Raw genomic sequence first — 20,535 nt, forward strand, 5'->3', positions numbered from 1 at the left:
GTTGCGAGTTTTCAAACTTATGCCATTATCTAAGCGCTTTATGACCAATCTATCTCAAAATCTCAATATTGGAATTGTTCGAAAACTACCTGCGCAAGAAGCTCTTATGGCAATTAAAGAGCGCGGCATTGTAGACAGTCATGAGCTGCTGGAGCTGCTCTCGCCGAGCCAAGTGCAGGAAATATTTGACTTGGATGCATGGAATTTTGACCAGGTAAATATTGAGAAAATGGAAGAATGGCTTGAGAACTTATTTACTGCAAACTCTGCGGTAGCGGTTAAAGCTTTTCACGAGCTAGATATTGAACTCATTGCTTTTCTGCTCAAAACGCAGACCGAGATATACCATTTGGAAATGGGCGAAGATCCCATCGAATCACCCGAGCAAGCGCTATACACACCAGATGGGCGCTACTTGGTGGTTTTTTCGGGAAGCACCGTTTGGAAGTATATTTTAGAGCAGCTTTTCGCGCGCGATTTGGATTTCTCGCTCAGGCTTTTAGAGTCAGTTCGTTATGAAACAGCTTCAGGGCTTGAAGAAGAAGCTTTGCATTGGCGAGATGGCCGGCTTCAAGATCTAGGGTTTTCACCGCTGGCTGAACTTAAGAGCATCTTGCAGAAAGTTAACCCCGACATGCCGCTGCCTCCTTTGCCTGACAACATTATTGAAGGCGACGAATCCGTTCAGCCAGGGCTTCTTAAACTGGCGGCCAGCAAAGGTGTGTTCGAAAAAGCTTATGATGCGCTGCCTGAAAAAGACCGCCCCCGCGTGATGCGAGAGTTTATCGCTACCTGCAACCAAGTTCACTTGGCTTACGGCAGAGACGCAGGTGAAAGACAGGCACTGACAGAGACCATCACCTACGTGACTTTGATGATCGAGAAGGCCTTAGAGTACCGTTCTATCGACGCTCTAGCAAAAACTTCGGTTAAAAAGCTTTTTCAAATTGGACATTCATTAAAGTAGGCTGCTATAGACCCTACATGCAGCCGATTGAAATAGCCGATGACGTTGCCCCTAAGCAAGAAAACCTGTTTGAGCTTGCAGATGGCCAGCTTGAAAAAGCTTTTGAGATCGTCTCGATGGATGAATCGCTGAAAAGCATTCTCAAGCAGCCCAAGAACGAAATCATCATCCATTTTCCGGTCAAGCTCACTTCCGGCAAAATCGAAATGTTCAAAGGCTATAGGGTTCAGCACAACAACATTTTAGGACCTTTCAAAGGCGGCATTCGCTACCACGAAAGCGTCTATTTAAACGAGTGCAAAGCGCTGGCGGCGTGGATGACATGGAAATGCGCGCTACAAAACATCCCCTTCGGCGGCGGCAAAGGCGGCATCAAATTTAATCCGCATCTTTATAACAACGAAGATTTGGAACATATCACCCGCCGCTTCACGCACGCACTCGGCAACAACATCGGCCCTGAGTGGGACGTCCCTGCCCCTGACATGGGCACCAACGCCCAAATCATGGACTGGATGATGGATACGTTTAGCAACATTGTCTCAACCTCCGATCGCCAATCAGTGAAACGCGTGGTGACGGGTAAATCCATCGTCTGCGGCGGCAGCCCGGGTCGCGAAGAAGCAACCGGACGCGGCATCGTACATTGTATCACCCAGTGGGCCAATGAAAACCGCTTCTCCCTGCCCGGCGCAACCTTGGCTGTACAAGGCTTTGGTAACGTGGGTTCAAACACGGCACAAATCCTATCCCGCATGGGTGTCAGCCTAACGGCGGTCGGCGATCACACTGGCTACTGGCGACATCCTGAAGGCTTTAACCCTTACAAACTTTCCGAGTATGTCAAAGCCAAACGCAGCCTAGATGGCTATCCAGGTGGGCAGGCTATCAGTCGAGACGAGTTTTTCTCCACACAATGCGATATTTTCGTGCCCGCAGCCTTAGAATTGCAAATCTGTGCTCACGAAGCAAAGCTCATGAACTGCAAAGTCGTGGTAGAAGGCGCAAATGGGCCGACTGATTTAGAGGGCGAAAAGATTTTGCTTTCGAAAAACATCCCGGTCATCCCAGACATTCTGGCAAACTCAGGCGGCGTGGTGGTCAGCTATTTTGAATGGCTGCAAAACAAACGCAGCGAGACTTGGGATATTGAAGATGTGCGCATGCGCCTCGAAACGCGCATGAAGCATATCTATCAAGAAGTGTCTGATAAGGCGCGCTTGCTGCATATCGAAATGCGAACCGCGGCTTACGCAATTGCTTTAGAGCGCCTAAAAGAAATCTACACCCGCCGCGGCATCTGGCCCTGAGGCATTACCAAGAATAGCCGATGGCGAATTCGAAGGCTGGCACAATGCCATGCAGAGCGAAAATATCGTTTTTCGCCTCTGCTTTAGTGGTTAAATAAACATATCTCGCACCCCCGGCTAAGTTTAGTGTGAAGCCCGAGTCCCAAACCCAGGAGTAGCCGAGCATCGCAGTTCCACCTACCAAGAAAGCGCTATTACGACTGCCAAATTGCATCCAACCCAGATTTACCATAGGCTGGACGTAAAACCCGTCCCTAAACGCTCCGCCGGAGAAGTAAAACCGGGCGCCTAAACCACTGTTAACTCCAAATACATAGGACGCACTATTCTGGTTGTTATCACCATAGGTGACGCTCCCGCCGATGTACGTCAGCTCCAATGGGATAACCAGCGCAACTTTGTCAGCAACACGAATGCCAAAAGAGCTCCCGAAAGTCAGTCCCAATAAAGAAAGCGGATTCCACATGATCTGCAAAGACCGATCTTCAGTATATGACTCTTCATAAGACTCTTTAGCCACCCCAACATGCTCAGCGAAAGTTGCTTGAGAGGCGATTAGCGCTAAAAGAACGATGCTTAACTTAATTTTCATAGTCACTCCTGAATATCTATTGAAGCTGAACTTGCCAAGTATATTCAAGGGAAAACTAAAAATAAAAAAAGGGAGATGCCTCTCCCACCTGCGCTGAAGCTTCGGCGGGCTAGCCCGCCATTTGCCTTACCAGGTATAACCGAATGCTAATGACATGGTTGGGTGTAAAGTGTGCTCCATATCACCTACCTGAACTAACTTGTCGGAACCTTTTTCTAGCAAAGTAGCAAATTGATAATCAAGACCAGCAGCAATGTTCATGGTAAAGCCTGTATGCCATACCCATGAGTAACCAGCCAACAGATCTGCATTCACTTTCAGCGAATCCACCTCTGTCGACAAAGCCCTGTTCCATGCAACGGTCGCGATTGGTTGGAGGTAAAAGCCACTACCCATCGCAGCACCGGTCAAGTAAAAGCGTGCGCCTAAACCTGTTCCCAAAGCCAACGAATAGTTCGTGTTATCAAGGTTATTCACCCGTGTCTGGTGCAGCTGCCCACCGATTTGCACCGGTACCAGCAGGGCCACATTTTCAGACAAGCGTAGAGCGTATTCTCCAGCGAGTGTCAGCTTAGCAAGCTGCAAAACATCTAACGTGAAAGACATCGAACGGTCTTTGACGATTCTTGTTTCGACGATAGTGCTCTCACCGACGGGTCTATCAAAGTACTCTGTTGTCTTGGCTTGAAGCGCTTGAGTACCCAAGAGAGTCATTAGTGAAGTAAACAAAAATTTTTTCATACCATTCTCCTTGATAGGTTTTTTTATTCCAGATCACCCTATCTGAAGAACAACCTATCAAAGAAAATTCAGATCACCAAATTTCGCTACGCTTCCACAGATTTCTCAGAGATATTCAGCAAATCCTCAGCTTGGTTTCTGAAATCTTCATCGCTGATTCCCAAAGAGTTGCCTGTTGCAAGGGCAAGCTCACGGCAGACGCCGAAATAGCGTTTTTGCATTTCAGAGAAACGTTCTTGAGACATTTGCAATTTACCGCGTGTGGCAGCAAATAATTTTTCAGCGTGTTCTGAACGCTTCAGCAAGCGGCCCATTTCCATAATGACATCTTCGGACAGGCCATCGACGTTCGCAGTCAACTGAGAGGCCAAGCTCTTTTTGTTTTTGTCGATTGACTGTTTGCGCTGCGTTACTTGAGCTTCCAACTTGGCCAAACGATCTTCATAGTGCGCTTTCAGTTTAGCCAACTCCTCTTCATGCGCCTGCTCAGCTTGTTGCTGAACGGTTTTTAGGGCCACGTCAAAAGAAGGGGTTTGCGGGGAGAATGCTGCGGGTAGATTTTCAGTAGTCATGGGGCTTGCCTCTTTTTTCAGTCTACGCTTTGCGATTTCACGCAACTCGTCAAGTTGTTTCGCTTTTCTTGAGTTGTCCTCTTTTAACGCACTAAGCTCAGACCTGAGCTGAGTATATTTCTGATCAGTTATCTGCTTCGCCCCGCGCGCGCCGGTAGCTTCAGCGCTCAGCGACTTTGTGCGGCGATTTACGGCCAATGCGATTAATGCCAATACAGCTGCGTTTAAAACAACAATAATTAACAAAGTCATGATGCTTCTCCACTGGTTGGGACGTTAGGGGTACTATCACCGTTTGCAGGTTTAGGGCGTCTAGAACGCGAGAATCTGCGGCGGCGCTTTTTAGGGCCGGCTGGCTTATCCGAAGGCTCAGCGCTTGTCCCGGCAGGTGCTTGTTCATCTGCCTCGCCTGCTTCTGCATCAGATGCTGGCTCAGACTCAGGCAGAATATCCACGTGCGGCGCGCCACCAAAGAAAGCTTCCATTAATGGATCTTCAAAGTGCTCTTCTACTGGCTTTGCTTCAGCCTGAACGAACTCTTCGTCTTCTGGCAGGTTTTCGTCAAAATCAATCAACGTTGGTGCAGGGCCGATATCGGGCGCAGGCAGATTTAAATGATGATGCGGGCGGTTTTGTTTGAAATTGCCCTTAGGTGCTGGCTTGTTAACTTCCAACCCAGCTTGACCGCGGCGCTCTTCCACAAAATGAATGCCGGAATCTCTCAAGGCCACATCGCCAAAAATCTCTAACTGGATTTGATGGCTTTCGGAAATTTCCAGTAGCTCACGGCGCTTTTGATTATTCAGCTGGTTGGCCACATCAATCGGCAGCTTTACTTTCAGAGCACTTAAATGATGCTTTTTCTTGGCCAAATAAGAGTAAAGATTTCGCAGAGCCAAAATCGCCAAGCCAGCGGTGTCACGCACACGGCCGGTGCCTTCGCAGGCAGCGCAGGTGACGTGGCTAATCAACTGATGAGACTGTCTTAGGCGCTGACGAGTGACTTCCAAAGTGCCGTTATCGCTAATGCGACCAACCTTGATCTTGGCTTTGTCGTTTTTGACTGCATCTTTTAAGGAAGTCTCAACATCGCGTCGGTGCTTGCCGGATACCATATCGATCAAATCGATGATGATAATGCCGCCTAAATCGCGGAGTCTGACCTGTCTGGCCGCTTCAACCACGGCTTCCAGGTTGGTTTTATAAACGGTGGCTTCGTGGTCTTCTTCTTTGGTTGATTTGCCAGAGTTCACATCGATGGAGACCAATGCTTCGGTCTGCTCAATCACGATGTAGCCGCCTGATGGCAGTTTAACTTGGCGCTCGAACAGCTCTTCAATGGCTTTTTCAACACCGTAGGTTAGGAAAATTGGTTCTTTCTTATTGTGCCGCTCTAGGATTTCAACCAGATTGGGCATGTTGTCGGTGAAATACCGAAGCGCTTCTTCGTATTCGGTTTCATCGTCAATGGCGATTTTCGCAACTTCAGACGAGCAATAATCTCTGATGGTGCGAACCACGATATCCGGTTCGCGATAGAGCAAAGTTGGGGCGCGGCCGAGTTGAGCGCCTTTGCCAATTTGAGCCCAAGTATCGCAGAGATTTTTAAAATCTCGATACAAATCTTGGCGTCTGGCGGTCATACCAGCTGTCCTAATAATAACCGCGAGGCCTTCAGGAACGCTTAAGCGGGTCAGCATATCGCGGGCAGCTTGTCTCGCAGACTCGCTGTCGATTTTGCGCGAGATGCCACCGCCGCCTTCATCAGAATGCATCAACACAACATAGCGGCCAGGCAACGATAGATACGTTGACATGGCGGCGCCTTTGTTGCCGATTTCGTCTTTGGTTATTTGAACAACAATTTCTTGGCCGCGCGTCAGTATTTCAGAAGGTTTTGCTTTCTTGGTTTTTCGTAAAGCGTCTGGGTATAGTTCAGGCCGAATTTCGGACATGGGCAAAAAGCCCTGCTTTTCTTCCCCAAAATCAACAAAGACAGCTTCTAAGCTGTCTTCAATATTAGAAATAATACCTTTGTAAATATTGCCTTTATGCTTTGCACGGCTTTGAGTTTCGATATCCAGATCAACCAAGCGACCGTTTTCTACGATCGCGATCCGGACTTCTTCCGCCATATCGGCGTTAATAATAATCTCTTTGGACATGAAGCCCCGGTATATAGCACGAAGGCCCTAATAAGCCAACAGCTGCTTGATAGTTTGCCTGATGGCAAAGGCCTGTGGCAGGACCTGTTCCTCCAAATTGCCAGCATAAGGCACAGGCGCCTCGGCGCCTGCCAAACGGGTCACCGGTGCGTCTAAAAACGCAAAGCATTTTTCCCCAATTTCGGCTGCCAACTCTGCCCCAAATCCCATCAAGCGGGTATCTTCATGTAAAACCAAGACACGGCCGGTTTTTTGCACGCTTCGGGCGATTAATTCAAAATCGTAAGGCCGGATACTTCGTAAATCGATTACCTCTAAGCTAACGCCCTCGGATTCAAATTCACGGGCGATTTCTAAAGCCCTTTGAACCATGGCACCATAAGTAATGATGCTGGCATGCTCACCCTGGCGCCTCACACTGCCCAAACCGATGGACAGACACCAATCGGCATTTCCCGGAATTAGGCTCTTGGCGAAATTTTGACGATAAAGCGACTTATGCTCTAAAAACAAAACGGGGTCATCGCCGCGAATGGCGGTTTTCAACAAGCCATAAGCATCCAGCGCCGTGCTCGGCATGACAATTTGAAGGCCGGGAAAATGCGCAAACGTTGCTTCAATATTTTGCGAATGGCAAAGCCCCCCGTGAATGTAGCCACCTACAGGAACACGGATGACCATTGGGCACGTCCACGTGTTATTGGAACGGTAACGCATCACGGACAGCTCATTGCGAATCTGCATCATGGCGGTCCAAATATAGTCAGCGAACTGAATTTCAGGCACGGGCTTAAACCCGCGCAATGCCAGACCAATAGCGACACCAACAATGCTCGATTCAGCCAGTGGGGCATTAAAACAACGTTCAATGCCAAACTTGGCGGTCAGACCACGCGTGGCAGTAAACACGCCCCCTTTGCCACCAGCAACGTCTTCCCCAAAAACCAATACTTTCGAATCACGAGCCAACTCTTCTGCCAAAGCCCGGTTGATGGCATCCACCAACACCATCTCAACTCCCCCAGTCCCATCTCCCTCCTTTAAAAATGGAGGGTCGGGGAGGATTTTCGCCACCGGCTCCGCATACACATACCTGAGCGCATCGTCGCTTTTGGGCAACGGCTCCAATAAAACCTTTTCAGCCTCAGCATCGATTTCATCGAAGATTTGCTGCTGCATCGCTTTCAGCTTTTTTGCCGGCAACAAATGGCTATTCGTCACCAACGGATCCCGCGTTTTATCCGCCTCTAAATCCAGCGCTTCGCGATATTTTTTATCATCGTCCGACGAGCTATGCGGCAACAGTCGCACCACACTGGCGTCAATGAGCACCGGCCCGCCGCCTGCCCGTGCATGTGCGACGGCTTTTTGACAAGCTTCATAACTCGCTTCCAAATTGCAGCCATCTACCCGCACGAACGTAAGACCAGGATAAGCGCTGGCCATGTTAGCGACTTCCCCGCCTGGGCGCTGGTCTTTGAGCGGCACACTAATGGCGTAGCCGTTATTTTCAATCAAAAATATAACCGGCGCCTTAGCTCTAGATGCCCAGCTGACCGCTTCATGGAAATCACCCTGGCTGGTTGTTCCATCGCCCGAGCAAACCACTGTCACTGCCAACTTTCCTGGCTTATCTAGTCGCTGCGAGGCAAATGCACAGCCGACGGCCTGAAGATATTGCGTTCCGGTAGAGGACGAACTGCTAGGAATATTCAAGGTCGGATGCCCATAATGCATCGGCATCTGCCTGGCGTTAGAACTCGGATCGCCTTCCCGCGCTAAAAAGCCCAGCAGACAGTCTCTGGGGGTCATGCCCATGCCAAGCACAAAAGTCAGGTCTCGATAATAGGGGAAAAGATAATCGCGTTTTGGATCTAAGCTAAGCGCAGCCGCCGCTTGAATCGCTTCATGACCCATCCCACCGATATGAAAAAAGCTTTTGCCCTGCTTCAGCAAAATGAGCATCTTCTTATCGAGCTCTCTCGAGGTCAACATGAGGCGATATGCCTGTTCAGCGATTGATTCCTTCACGAATGACCCTCTATACCAAACTTTTAGTCCGTGACATGGAAATTTGGATGAAGCTTCTCATGACTTTGGTATTCATTAGTTTAAACTTTGCCCATGCCTCCGAGAGAATCCAAACACGCATGGAAGAGTACGCGACCGAGTTCAAGCGAATCGCCACCTCGGAAACCATTACAGATGAGGATATGGAAAAACTAGCGACCTATTTTGCGCCTCCTGTGACTTTTACCAAATATTTTTTTTGGGGGACAATCCCTCTTTGGCTTACCTGCCGAAGCACCTTAGAACTTGAGAACCAACTTTATGATATTATGCGCGACCTTAAAGCCAGGCGCTATAAAAAATCAGAAGCAGACCAGTGGGTCATTTCTCTCAATGAACCGCGCAATCATGCCCAAGCGAAAGTTATTTGGAAACGCATCAACCAGCACGATAAGGTATTCGAAATATTAGCCACAACTTATAAACTCGTTCTTTCAGGCGGGGTATGGAAAATCACGGACCTGACTGTGGTTCCCCTATAACATTTTCTATAAATCCAAAGCAGCAACACGCCTATAGTGCCGGGCCCCAATTGGACCGTCATCATCAACCACATCACTTGAGAAGGCCCCAAGCCCAAGTGCAGCAGGTGGTGGTGGATATGTCCCCGGTCTGCTGAAAAAATAGGTCTTCCTGACAGATACCGACGCACAATCGATAGCACCAACTCAAATATGGGCAACCAGACAATCCAAACGGCCGGTACCAGTTCAAAACGCCCTGCATTTCCAAATCTCTGAAGGCAAAAAAAAGCCAGCATAAACCCTAAGAAATAGCTACCGCCATCTCCCATAAAGATTGATGCCGGCGAGTAGTTATAAACCAAAAACCCCACCACCGACGCCATCAGTATCGCAATCCTCATATCAAGTGTCACAGCAAACAGTAGGCCTAGGCTGACCAAAACCACCCCAGCACATAGTCCATCCACCCCATCGATCAGATTAACCGCGTTCATGCAAAGCATAAACCAAAAGGCGATGAGCAAAGGTCCGACAATTCCCACAGACCAAAGACCAAAAAACCCAAGATCCAACATCAAGATCGGTGGCAGCATACAGGCCATCATCAGCCCAATCACCGCCTGCCAAAATAGCTTCGTCCGGTAAGACACGCTTTTTATATCATCCAACACACCTAGAATAAAAGCCGCGCCGCCGCCTGCCGCGCAAGGCAAGCTCCAGCTTGCCACTGCCAAGAAACTTAAAGCAATGCCCACCCCACCCAGGCGCGGCACAGGTATTTGATGCACTTTTCGATGCGAAGGTTGGTCAAAAAGCCCCCACTGCAGCGCGAATTTTTTAATCCAGTGAACTAGAAAGCAACTCAGCAAAAAAGCGCATACGCAGCTCACGAAATCTCTCTAGGTTTTTGCGCCATACCCCACACAGCCAAAATACTGACCACAAACATAATCGGCAAACGCTGCCGCACAATCAATCCAATATTTCCAAAAGAAACTGCGTACGCAAATATAGCCGGCACCAAGAAAACCAGAAACGCCAACGCAAAATAGCGATTTCGACGATTTAAAAACAACAACCCAGCAAAGGCCTGATAATAGCAGTAATACCAAACCAACAACTCAACCTTAGCAATCTGAAATCCCAAGGAACCACCCTGCCAAGGAAAAGGTGCGAATAACGTATAAATCACTTTAATAGGCCACGAGAATACCGAAGACTGATACTCCCCTAAATCAACGCCAGACCCACCTTCCTGAAGGCCACGATGCCAAGCCTCACTGCTCGCAATCTCAAATGTCTTTTCAGCATTTTCATGAAGCAAATCATAAAGCATTGGCATCAGAGAAACGCCAACAGCCATTACAGTCATGACCCAAACGGCACGAGATTTACCGTCCGTAAACGAAATGCCCAAAATGCCCAGCGTAAAGATTGGCATGACCGGATAAACCATATAGTGCCGAACGTTCCAAAGCCCCACAAAGCAACACAGACAAAACAAAATTCCAGGCAACACCGACTGAGCCTGAATGAATCGCAAAGACGCCCAGAAAATACCGACCACAAAAAATACAACGTAAGCGTCTTTAAATAAATCCGACGTGTAGAATAGAAACGTCAAACCAAACAAACAAAACAGCATCATCCGAAAGCTAATCTTCCGAATGGGGTCATAGATAATATAGAGCTGATAAAGCATCAAACAAGTCATGCACGCGCAAAATGCAATCAGCCCCTCCACTGCCACGCGTGAATAACCCCCGTTTAAATAACTCATCAGCGCAATAATATTAGCGGGCAGAGACGACTCTAAGATGGTGGGCAACTTATCGCGAGTGACATATTCAAGGCCATGTTGGTGCCAATAGATTAAGATATCCTGAGCATTATATTCGTAGCCAGCGTAATCGCCCCCTGCACCATGGCTCCAAAATGGGATGTCACGCAAGAAAAACGAAAGAACAATCCGCAGCCAATAGCCAACCGATAGCGTCAACACGATGGGATTGCTTTCCTGCACATCCAGCGACCTTCTAATCAAAAAGACCAGCACCAAATACGTGGCAAAGGCAATACTATACCCAATCACACCGTCACCCCGGGATCGACCCGGGGCCCAGCCCCCTGCACAACGCTGGATCCCGGTTCAAGCCCGGGATGACAATGATAGACTCTCAAAGTTTGCGCAGCCACCTGCTCTTTAGAAAAATTTTCTGTCACCAGCTGCCGACTTTTCAGACCCATTTGCGCCCTAAGCTTAGAATCCAGCGCCAATGTCAAAATCGCCTCCGCCAAAGCGCCTGCATCTTTAACAGGCACCAACAACCCATTAACCCCATGCTGAACAATCTCTCTACAACCAGGCGTATCAGCCGCAACAATAGGCTTGCCGCAAGCGGCCGCCTCAAGCAGTGATTTCGGCAAACCCTCTCGATAGCTAGGCAACACTGCAATATGAGACCGCCGCCAAATCGCACCAATGTCATCTTGGTGGTCCAGCCAAGTCAAATGCCCAGCATTTTCCCAAGCTGTTAGTTGCTCTCGTTGAATTCCAGCTGGATTCAGCAAATCGATACCACCCACCAAATAAAACTTCAGATTAAACTCAGCCGCCTTGATAACGCGCGCCGCCTCAACAAATTCCCCCACGCCTTTATGCCACAGCATCCTGGCCACTAACGATACGACAATCGGGTAAGCTGGCTCAAAAGTCGGTTTAAATAGTTCGGTATCGACTCCTGAACCACGTATTAAATGAACGGTCGATTTCGGGGCCAGCTTGTTTATTTGGGAGAAATCATCTCGATTTTGCACAATGACCGAGCAGCCTTTCTGCTCAAATAGAAAACGACATATGCTCCGGAGCGCATGTTTCATCAGCCTAAATCGTAACCGATCGCTGGTAAAAACCACCCCCAGTCCAGGCAGCAAGCAAACCCGATGCCGCACAGAAAGCCCCAGCGAAGCCAACATGCCAAAAATAACCGCTTTTAGTCCCACGCAATGAAAAATATCTGGTTTGTTGCTTCGCAATATGGACCTAATCTCAAGCAAAGCACGCCACTGAAGCCATAGATGACGATTATCTCTGCCAAATTTTGTCGCAATGACATCTATGCGCGCTGCCCGAATTTTATCGGCCACTTCACCGATATGTGTGGCAACACTGACCTGATAGCCTGCCTTGACCGCTGCCTGCGCGATGGGCATCCGATGAGACCAGAAAAAGTAATCTTCTGTCACAAGAAAAAGAATCGATGTCACTCGCCAACCATCTTTTTCAAAATCGCCTTTACGACCAGCTCTTTTGCGCAACCGCGTGCCAATAAGGCGCCTTGTCAGAGAATTTTATATTTACCAGACCAGCCATCTCAAGCATTTCTCGGATCTGGTTTTGAGAAAACCGCTGCTCGAGCGGCGTTCCAAACCTGTCCAGGGCGTCATTTCTCATAATCCAAAATGCCTTATCTCGGTAGAAGCTGAGCGGAAACATCTCTAAATGCTTGGCGGGCAAACCTATAAAATTCATAAGGGCCGAGAATTTCGCCAATGGGTAATAGATCGTTGACGCAATCACGTCGCAAAGAGCCTTTTTAAAAAAAGGTGGCAATTTCGATATTTTTTTTCGAACCATGGTTACTAACCGAAAAAGTGCGCGATACACATAAGGTCTATTTTCGAGATCGTAATAAATATAAACCAAAAACCAGCCACCTGCTTTCAGTTTTTCGACACATCTAACAACCCCCTCACCTGCGCGAGGAAGATGATGCAATACGCCGAGACACATCACAAAATCAAAGGACCCGTCAGGGAAGGGCATGTCATCGATACCTGCCTGTGTAATGCGCACATTTTTGATGCCTTTATTGATCAGCGCATCTTTGGCCACATCCACCGCCGTACTTGGGTCTATACACTCCACTATCTTGACAAAACCGCTTAGGTATTGAGCCCAACGCCCTGAACCGCAACCGACATCCAAAACCACGGATTCGCTCGACAGCATCTCGGCATTAACCAAATCAAAATACGAACCTGCGCACTGGAGAATGCAGTCATCACTAAACTGCCGAAACTTCGTCCACTCGTCTCCAAAGGCAGCTACAGTTTCAGCGTGCAGGTTTAACAGCTCAGCATTGCTCATGAGGCATCCATCTCCAAGTCGCTCAAATGATTAAGCGAGCGCAACTCGATTTCTTCTGCAATCGGCAGCCCCTCTACTCGGAAGCCTCGGGCTACTAGGTGCCTAATTATATACAGAAAGCCATGCTCCCCTGTGGAACCTCCCCGCTTGCCCGGCAATTCCTCGCGTAGCAGATCCATAACCAGCCGCTTTCGAAAGACAAATAGTCCCACATCCCTTTCGCCCTGGTACAAGCTAAGACCTTCCTCTCTGGTCTCCCGCACAGCGATGACGCGATTTTGTGCGTCTCTCTCAACACGGGTGTATGCGCATTTTGTCTGTTTGGTGACAAAGGTAAAATCATAGCAGCCCGATGTATGCGCCTTAACAAGACTTTCAATCGTTCCAGGCATTATGAAAGGCAAATCACCCCATAACAATAAAATGTGTTCCGCAGCCATATATGAGCTGGACTTGTTAAAGCTAAGCACGGCATCGCCCATACCCAACGGGCGCTCTTGCATTATTAGATCGATGGCTCGGCCTTCACGCGATAGATAATCACTAATTGCCTCACTCCCCTCAGCACTAGCAACTACAGTTGGCATGGAATCATATCCCGCCACAACATCTAATATTCGAGCCAAGATCGGCTTTCCATGCACAGGAAACAACGTTTTAGGATATGGAAGTCCAGCTCTTGTGCCTCTGCCGGCCGCCGGGATCAAGACTTTTAAGGTCACCGGAAGTCGTGCCCCAGCTTGCCTTGAAAGCCGCGGGCAACGGCACGAAAAATACTAGTTCTGTAAGCGACGACCGTTCGAATGCCATTGCGATTAGCGATTCGAAACAGAAGCATCACCAGAATCACCAAAGAACGAAGCGCGGGCCAACGATAATAACGCGCATTGATAATGAGCATATTTTTCAAATAGTAATAAACTTTTTGTTTGCTGTATGGCCTTAAATTAACGTCCGGATGATAATGTAATGCGCTTAAAATCGAAACAACCTTACCAATTTTTTTCAGGCGCAAGAAGAAGTCTACTTCCTCGCCATAAATAAAATATTCAGCTGTAACATTGCCTGTTTTTCTCACTGCCGAAAGACTCACCAATGCACCGTTAAATAGGTGAGCTGCATCCAAAACGCCTTCCGGCAACCGCTTCTTAAGTGCTTCAATGGTTTGAAGCCGCCCAAAGGCCCGTAAAGGAAACACAAGAAGTGATGGCTCATCCTCCCGAACAACTACGGACGAAACACAAGCCCGATCTGGCAACATTGCGGCCTTCAAAATTTTCAAAGCCTCTGGAGCCGGATAGCCATCATCGTCCATCAACCAAACCGCATCAAACTTCTCGTTCAAAGCACACTCGATTCCCCGGTGCCAACCACCAGCAGATCCTAAATTAGGCTGAGAAATGGTGTTCACGAACCGCTCCGCCAGCATTTTAGCAGTCCCATCTGTACTGCCGTTATCAATGACTACTAATTGGTCGGGATAGGCAATTTGTTTTTCCAAATGGTTTAGACAACGCTCGAGCAAGGCACACCTGTTATAGGTCACCACAACAGCAAGGACCTTCATACTATAAAAGCCATGAATTGCTTTTGCCAATCCAAATTCATATTGATGCAATCTATGCCAGCAGCTTTTGCTGCCTCAAAGCCTACGGAGGAGTCTTCAAATATGAGCGCCTGCGACGCTTGAAATCCAGTCACCTCCAATACTTTTAAAAATCCTTCAGGATGAGGTTTACCCATATGCACATCCTCTGCGCAAACCTGCGGTGCAAACCATTGCGCATAGCCAAGTTTTTCTAATGTGACCTGCACGGTTACGCGGGATCCCGAACTGACCAGAGCCATCGGCAAAAGATTTTTTTGCTTCTTTAGAAAGAAATCGATTTCAGGCACTGGCTCTAACTCAGCAGCGATCAATTGGCGTGCGATGCTCTGCTTTTGGCTAATCAAACTAGCGAGCTCGCTATGCGATAAATCGATCGAGGCGCCAGCAAGCAACTTTTCCATAGCATGTTTCGTATCTAGTCCGGCAATCAACCCATAGTCCACAGTGACCCCAAATGGCTGCAGGGTTTGAGCAAAAGCACGCACATGAAAGGACGAAGTGGGCGCAAGGGTGCCATCAACATCAAAAATCAGAATTTTTTTCTTCATACAGCTCAAAAATACGCTCAACGATCTTGGCGCCATCGTGGGCACCTAAATTTTCCGCATGCTCAAATTCACCGACAATGCGGGTGATACTAAACTTCAACATCTCTGGGCTATCGCAAGAAACATAATTCACACCATTTTCATTGGGAAAATTAACCAACGCAGCATCAACTAAAAGATCAAAATTGGCTCTATCGCCATTGATCGATAGATAGCGATAAGCACTTTCAACATAATGCGAGGCGTTGTATCCACTTGTATCGTTATCCCGCTTAATATTGGTAACGAGAACTTTTAAAGCATTGGTATTCGCTGCAATTCGCTCGGCCAAGCCAGCGGACATATAGGTAGGATAGAGCGACGAATGCGGGGTGCCCGCTGCATAGACAATTACATCGGCGCCCTCGATAGCTTCCAGGGTAGCAGAGTGACTGCCGACTCCCGCATGAACGCCAGACAAATATAGACGTTTTTCGTTGATTGACAGACTATCTAAGCAACCCGGCTTAAGTCCGGTCTCTAACAAATAAATACGTTCTATAGGCGCCTGCGAGCTCGTTTCAACAATAGATGCTTCGTCATATAAGACATCGCCATTTTCCCTTAGAGCCACGAGGATTCTATTTTCCGAATTCACCAGAAGAACTCGTCCGCGCAGCCCAAATAGATTTTCGAAGGACTTAATCGTTCGGTGAAAATCTCGCCCCGAAGCAATATAGGCGCCAGCATATATACAGTTCATTACCGAGCAATCAGAGAAATTAAAAGTCTGCCCTCCAACCTTCTCAGTAAGCTCTAAGCTTTGGGTAAATTCCTTTACAAAGCGCCTTAAGGCAGTTCGAATCAAACGGCTACGAAAAGGCATATCATCTAGTTCAAATTTTTTCAGATAGTCCAATGCTTCCGAACGCGTAGCGCCGCTCCGAAACCGATATTGAAACAAATCCAAATTAAGCGCGTAGTCTACATCATTCATGGGCAGCATCAGCTCTTGCACTTTTCGGATGTCAGAAGGGCCGAGCATATTAAAAAAACGCCTAATCTCACCCGTTGATTTGCCATCATCGTAAGCATTGACGATCGACGTCAACGACACGCCCGGGCGAACAAGCAACTCCTTGATAAGTGTTGAGGCACCTCTTCCGCCATTAAAAACGACAACATTCAGCATGATACCGCGTCCATCTGCCTATAAACGCGCAAATACCGCCTTATCCCCTCTTCCAAATCAAACTCGCGCATATTCTCGCGAATATTTACCGGTGTTATACTCTGAAGCTCTAAAACGCGCAAAATCGCCGTCTTCAAGGAATGATTCGAAAAGTTTGCAACGAGGGTAGAACCATTGCTATCCAGATCGATAATGCGGTCTAAATCTCCAACTCCCGCATTCGCGATCACAGGAATATTGGCGGCAAATAGCTCTGCCAATTTGGTAGGCGAACAACCAGCCTTTGAAAGGGTTGGTCGTATAAAAACGACAGACAGGCGAGCCATAGCCATGAAAGCAGGTATTTGCTCTCGCGTCGCCATCACAAAGCGAACATCGCTATCGGCAATATCATATTGAGGCAAAGCGGCGCGCACCAGTTGTTCGCCATTGTTAGACACAAATAAGAGCTTGGCGTCATCTTTTATCATGCAAAGTTGCTTAAACAACATCAGCATTTCAGTGAGCAGATAGTCAAAACCCAAACTCCCCAAATACAACATCACAAAATCATCTTCAGATAGGTCGATATTTTGTCTAGCTCTAATCAATTCTGTCTGTGACACGCGCTGTATATCAAAATGCTCAAAATCAGCGCAACAAGGGATAACGAATAGGTTTTTTACGCCTTTTGATTCCAAGATTGACTTTGCGCGTTCAGTCAAACACACCACACAGGTTGCCTGTTTCAACATCGGTTCTTCCAGTCGCGCAAGTCCCAGATAAATCAGACCACGAATACCGGAAAATTGCTCTCTGCCGCAATCTACGTAAAAATCGCGAAAATCAAAAACATATGGCTTTCGGCATAGGAATTTGATCAAAAATCCGATTAAGGCGGCTGGATGGCTTCGACAGTGAACCCATGCAATAGCATTTCGTCGTACAATCCGAACGGCCGCCCAAAACAGACAAAGCTGGGTCAAAATCGGATGGACAACGCGCAGTGAGTTTCGGTATGCCACTCGTGTCCATTCAATGTCAGCTTGTTTAAAAATTGTTTCGTAACTTTCTATCAGGCCGCGATTAAGAGCTTTTTCAGCGCTTAAGATATGAATTTTTTGACCTGACCGTGCAAGGCCAATTAGATAGGGAGCAATTTGCGAGCGACCAATGTGATCGGCAATACCGTTTTGCGTGATGTACAAAACTCTACTCGTCATTTTTCTAAAAGCCAGATTACTACTGAACAGTGTGATCCATAAAGGTAGCGTGTTTTTGAACATAAATACTATCAAGGTGATTGTTATCACGGTAGATTTGTGAGCTATCTTTATCTGCCAATTGACATTTTCCATTGGGGCATAGGTGTTCTGTCGGATCAATGACAGAAATATGATAACGATGAGCTAGAGCAATCATTTTTGTTTTAATACTAAACTGCCGGGCAGCATTGATATCCTTGTCTTGGCGTCTTGGTGGATGGTCTAATACAAGAATAACTTTTTTAGTTCGTTGAATTTCTACCAAGGTAGTAAATAGTTCACTCAGCATTATATCTAGGCTATCTCTATTGAACGGCCGCGAAATTCCATTTTGTTCTTTGTAGTATTCACTGATTTCAGTCGAAAAATAGCGGTTCCAAAATCCTGCGACAACAACCGTTTTAAAACTCGAATCTTGAGCGAAGGCAGGGAGTTGGCTATTAAGGGCTTGGCATCGCATAAATGAATCTCTATCCCAGGTCGCCGATATTTTGCGTTTGATGTCTTTTGCGAGAAGACAGCCCCAAGCAACAGCAAACACTATCTTATGGTTCGTGCTAATCTGAGCGATCCGGGGGCAGTACTGATGCATGTGGGAATCGCCCAGGTATAAAATACCCTGCGCAGTATTTCTATTTGAATACTTTCTGAATCCCTGCTCGTCGGAGTAATCCATTAATGTTTTACAAGAGTCATAGTTTCTGCGCTGGATAAGGTTTTTTGAGTTCACCGATAAATATCTCGGCAAGAAGCTTAAACAAAGCATAGCGGCCATCGCACCTGAAAGCGGAAATGAATATAGATTCGGAAATGATTTTAATGGCCGCTCTAGAAATATATAGGTCAAAATGGCTAGAGCAAAGCTTAAGGCCACTAATAGGAAGCGAATTGCATGCGATGGTTGCCCGTCCTCATAGAGAAAGCTGAACGAATAGATGGGCCAATGCCATAAATAAAGGGGATAACTGATAAGTCCAATACACACCATGAATGGAGCACTCAGTATGTTCCGATTTAGCCACGCTTTTTCCCCAGCCGAAATGACCAAAGCGGTACCTAAACAAGGCAGCAGCGCCCACCAGCCTGGAAAAGGTTTGGTATTGTCAATAAGCATAAGCCCGGCGGCTATAGTGGCAACGCCCAACAACGACAGAATATTAGAAAGAAAAGAGAATGGAAATAGGACTAACATCGCGCCAATCATCAACTCGAACGCTCTAAACGGTAGCAAGTAAAAGGTGGTTATTGGATGAGCAGACACCAACAATAAATTTGATCCAAATGAAAGGCAGGCCAGTATCAAAACAATCCACCCGCAAAGTTTTCGTTTTTGACAACCCAATACAAGTAGAAGGGGCCACAGAATATAGAACTGCTCTTCGATTGCCAACGACCAAAGATGGTGCAGAGGCTTCATTCTGGCATCCATATCGAAATAACCCGCCTCTTGCCACTGAATCAAATTGGCGGAAAAGCTGCTCCCACCTAGTAGGTACCGGCTTAGCTCAAAAAACTCTGCTGGAATTAGAAAGATATACCCGCACAAAAGGGCAGTACCGAGAACCAAGATTAAGGCAGGAAAGATTCTTTTTATACGTCTTGCATAGAAATTCTTATAGGAGAACGTACCAGCTTCCAGGTCCCTAAGGATGACACCCGTTATTAGAAAGCCCGAGATCACAAAAAAAATATCGACGCCAATAAACCCACCCTTCACGCTTGGAAAAAAATGGTAGGCTACAATCGACAAGATAGCGATGGCACGTAAGCCATCTATATCCTTTCTGCGTTCAAGGCCTCTCATTTTCTCAGAAGCCAAAGCTCCAACGTCATTAAGATCCATAGCAAACTAGCGTTATCCTGAGCGCCCTTGAGATGACTCGTCAAAAGTTTTTGACCAAAATTAAAGTCCATATAATCATAGATCTTCGCCTGCCTGGCACCGATAAGCTCTACGAGGCTGCTCGCCCAATCCGTTCGAAACCATAACCCAAGAGGCATACCGAAACCCATCTTTCCACGCCGTAAGATTTGCGCAGGCAATATGTCTTCGAACGCCTTCTTGAGAGCTATTTTGGTATCTCGACCCCTGCGTAACGCTCGAGGGGCAAGCTGAGTAGCACCTTCAATGAGTTTGGTATCTAAAAAAGGTGAGCGCAGTTCAAGCCCATGAGCCATCGAGCACCGGTCAGCTTTGACCAATAGATCTTCAGGTAGATAGCTTTCAAAATTATGAGACAGGATTCGGGCCAGTGGATGCAGTCCTTCCGTTGATTCAAACATACCTTTGACCCAGGCCAACGGTTCACCTTGCGGAGTTTGATAAGAACTCCACGCGGCCATTCGTTCCGCAAGCGGCAGAGAAGCAACGCTTAAAAATCGTCGCATCTGTGCTATAAATGTCCGCTTACCAGGCCCAGGACTACCTCCCAATAAAAGCCCAATCTTCAGCAAGCTACTGGGGATAGATTCTGACCATTCCCCAGCAATAAATCTGGGATAGCCACAGAAAATCTCATCACCCCCATCACCCGTAAGAGCGACTGAGACCTGCTCTCTCGCTAAGCCGCTCACAATATAAGTTGGCAGCGCTGAATAATCCCCTACTGGTCCGTCATAAAGCGTCACCAGTTTTTCCACATGCTGCCAGCAATTGGAGCCAAGCTTAATCTCTGTGTGCTGAGTTTTAAATGCAGCAGATGCTAGACGCGCATAGGCGGTTTCGTCATAGTTGGGCGCATCAGCAAATCCTAAAGAAAATGTTTTCACCGGCTCTTTTTTGAGCTTGCTCATCACCCCCACAACGATGCTCGAGTCAATGCCGCCGGATAAAAACGCACCCATCGGCACATCTGCTTCCATCCGCGAGGCGACCGCTTGTTCAACTAACTTCCGGATATCCGGGCTGGTAGGTTTCGCTTCACCAAAAGGT

The 20,535-nt window shown here is 47.5% G+C and carries 19 protein-coding genes; 3 read left to right on the forward strand and 16 right to left on the reverse strand.

Features of this window, described 5'->3' with window-relative positions:
- The first annotated feature begins 19 nt into the window (after positions 1 to 19).
- Positions 20 to 967 carry a DUF6178 family protein gene (locus V4534_05030; protein ID MES2504225.1) on the forward strand — a complete coding sequence of 316 codons (948 nt, stop codon included), beginning with the start codon at positions 20 to 22 and terminating at the stop codon, positions 965 to 967.
- 17 nt (positions 968 to 984) lie between these two features.
- On the forward strand, positions 985 to 2,277 hold the full coding sequence (locus tag V4534_05035) for a Glu/Leu/Phe/Val dehydrogenase (GenBank protein MES2504226.1): 1,293 nt from the start codon (positions 985 to 987) through the stop codon (positions 2,275 to 2,277).
- Between the two features lie 4 nt (positions 2,278 to 2,281).
- Here the strand turns inward: V4534_05035 and V4534_05040 are convergent, their stop codons facing one another.
- The 5 genes from V4534_05040 to V4534_05060 form a co-directional block, all read right to left on the reverse strand.
- Complete coding sequence (locus tag V4534_05040) at positions 2,282 to 2,869, reverse strand: hypothetical protein (GenBank protein MES2504227.1); 588 nt, start codon at positions 2,867 to 2,869, stop codon at positions 2,282 to 2,284.
- Positions 2,870 to 2,995: 126 nt separating this feature from the next.
- Entirely contained in the window at positions 2,996 to 3,610 is a 615-nt protein-coding gene (locus V4534_05045; GenBank protein ID MES2504228.1) for a hypothetical protein, read from the reverse strand.
- 86 nt (positions 3,611 to 3,696) lie between these two features.
- On the reverse strand, positions 3,697 to 4,434 hold the full coding sequence (locus V4534_05050; GenBank protein ID MES2504229.1) for a hypothetical protein: 738 nt from the start codon (positions 4,432 to 4,434) through the stop codon (positions 3,697 to 3,699).
- Positions 4,431 to 6,347: an Rne/Rng family ribonuclease gene (locus tag V4534_05055; protein ID MES2504230.1), complete on the reverse strand. Its 1,917-nt coding sequence runs from the start codon at positions 6,345 to 6,347 to the stop codon at positions 4,431 to 4,433. Before V4534_05055 ends, V4534_05050 begins: the two co-directional genes overlap by 4 nt.
- A 27-nt stretch (positions 6,348 to 6,374) precedes the next feature.
- Positions 6,375 to 8,378 carry a dehydrogenase E1 component subunit alpha/beta gene (locus V4534_05060; GenBank protein ID MES2504231.1) on the reverse strand — a complete coding sequence of 668 codons (2,004 nt, stop codon included), beginning with the start codon at positions 8,376 to 8,378 and terminating at the stop codon, positions 6,375 to 6,377.
- A 2-nt stretch (positions 8,379 to 8,380) separates the two neighbouring features.
- Here V4534_05060 and V4534_05065 point away from each other — a divergent pair, with 2 nt between their 5' ends.
- Positions 8,381 to 8,899, forward strand: a complete 519-nt coding sequence (locus V4534_05065; protein ID MES2504232.1) for a hypothetical protein — start codon at positions 8,381 to 8,383, stop codon at positions 8,897 to 8,899.
- Here V4534_05065 and V4534_05070 read toward each other — a convergent pair.
- The 11 genes from V4534_05070 to V4534_05120 all read right to left on the reverse strand — a co-directional run.
- Positions 8,836 to 9,771, reverse strand: a complete 936-nt coding sequence (locus V4534_05070) for an MraY family glycosyltransferase (GenBank protein ID MES2504233.1) — start codon at positions 9,769 to 9,771, stop codon at positions 8,836 to 8,838. The two genes, V4534_05065 and V4534_05070, sit on opposite strands and share 64 nt — an antisense overlap.
- Positions 9,768 to 10,973, reverse strand: coding sequence for a hypothetical protein (locus V4534_05075; protein ID MES2504234.1), 1,206 nt, complete (start codon positions 10,971 to 10,973; stop codon positions 9,768 to 9,770). The genes V4534_05070 and V4534_05075 overlap by 4 nt, the downstream gene beginning before the upstream one ends.
- Entirely contained in the window at positions 10,970 to 12,199 is a 1,230-nt protein-coding gene (locus V4534_05080; protein MES2504235.1) for a glycosyltransferase family 4 protein, read from the reverse strand. Before V4534_05080 ends, V4534_05075 begins: the two co-directional genes overlap by 4 nt.
- A complete protein-coding gene (locus tag V4534_05085; protein MES2504236.1) occupies positions 12,177 to 13,031 on the reverse strand; it encodes a class I SAM-dependent methyltransferase in 855 nt (284 codons plus the stop codon). The genes V4534_05080 and V4534_05085 overlap by 23 nt, the downstream gene beginning before the upstream one ends.
- Positions 13,028 to 13,753, reverse strand: a complete 726-nt coding sequence (locus tag V4534_05090) for an NTP transferase domain-containing protein (GenBank protein ID MES2504237.1) — start codon at positions 13,751 to 13,753, stop codon at positions 13,028 to 13,030. The genes V4534_05085 and V4534_05090 overlap by 4 nt, the downstream gene beginning before the upstream one ends.
- Entirely contained in the window at positions 13,750 to 14,598 is an 849-nt protein-coding gene (locus V4534_05095; protein MES2504238.1) for a glycosyltransferase, read from the reverse strand. Before V4534_05095 ends, V4534_05090 begins: the two co-directional genes overlap by 4 nt.
- The gene (locus V4534_05100) at positions 14,595 to 15,188 is read right to left on the reverse strand and encodes an HAD-IA family hydrolase (GenBank protein MES2504239.1); all 594 of its coding nucleotides are present in this window, start codon (positions 15,186 to 15,188) and stop codon (positions 14,595 to 14,597) included. Before V4534_05100 ends, V4534_05095 begins: the two co-directional genes overlap by 4 nt.
- Entirely contained in the window at positions 15,163 to 16,359 is a 1,197-nt protein-coding gene (locus V4534_05105) for a 2-phospho-L-lactate transferase CofD family protein (GenBank protein ID MES2504240.1), read from the reverse strand. The genes V4534_05100 and V4534_05105 overlap by 26 nt, the downstream gene beginning before the upstream one ends.
- Positions 16,353 to 17,561 carry a glycosyltransferase gene (locus tag V4534_05110; GenBank protein MES2504241.1) on the reverse strand — a complete coding sequence of 403 codons (1,209 nt, stop codon included), beginning with the start codon at positions 17,559 to 17,561 and terminating at the stop codon, positions 16,353 to 16,355. The genes V4534_05105 and V4534_05110 overlap by 7 nt, the downstream gene beginning before the upstream one ends.
- Before the next feature lie 19 nt (positions 17,562 to 17,580).
- Complete coding sequence (locus V4534_05115) at positions 17,581 to 19,446, reverse strand: acyltransferase family protein (protein ID MES2504242.1); 1,866 nt, start codon at positions 19,444 to 19,446, stop codon at positions 17,581 to 17,583.
- The coding region (locus V4534_05120; GenBank protein ID MES2504243.1) for an asparagine synthase-related protein at positions 19,404 to 20,535 on the reverse strand (1,132 nt) is incomplete at its 5' end. The genes V4534_05120 and V4534_05115, both read right to left, overlap by 43 nt.

It is taken from the genome of Myxococcota bacterium, assembly GCA_040387835.1.
In the GTDB taxonomy this organism is placed as follows: domain Bacteria; phylum Myxococcota; class UBA727; order UBA727; family JABDBI01; genus JAZKCZ01.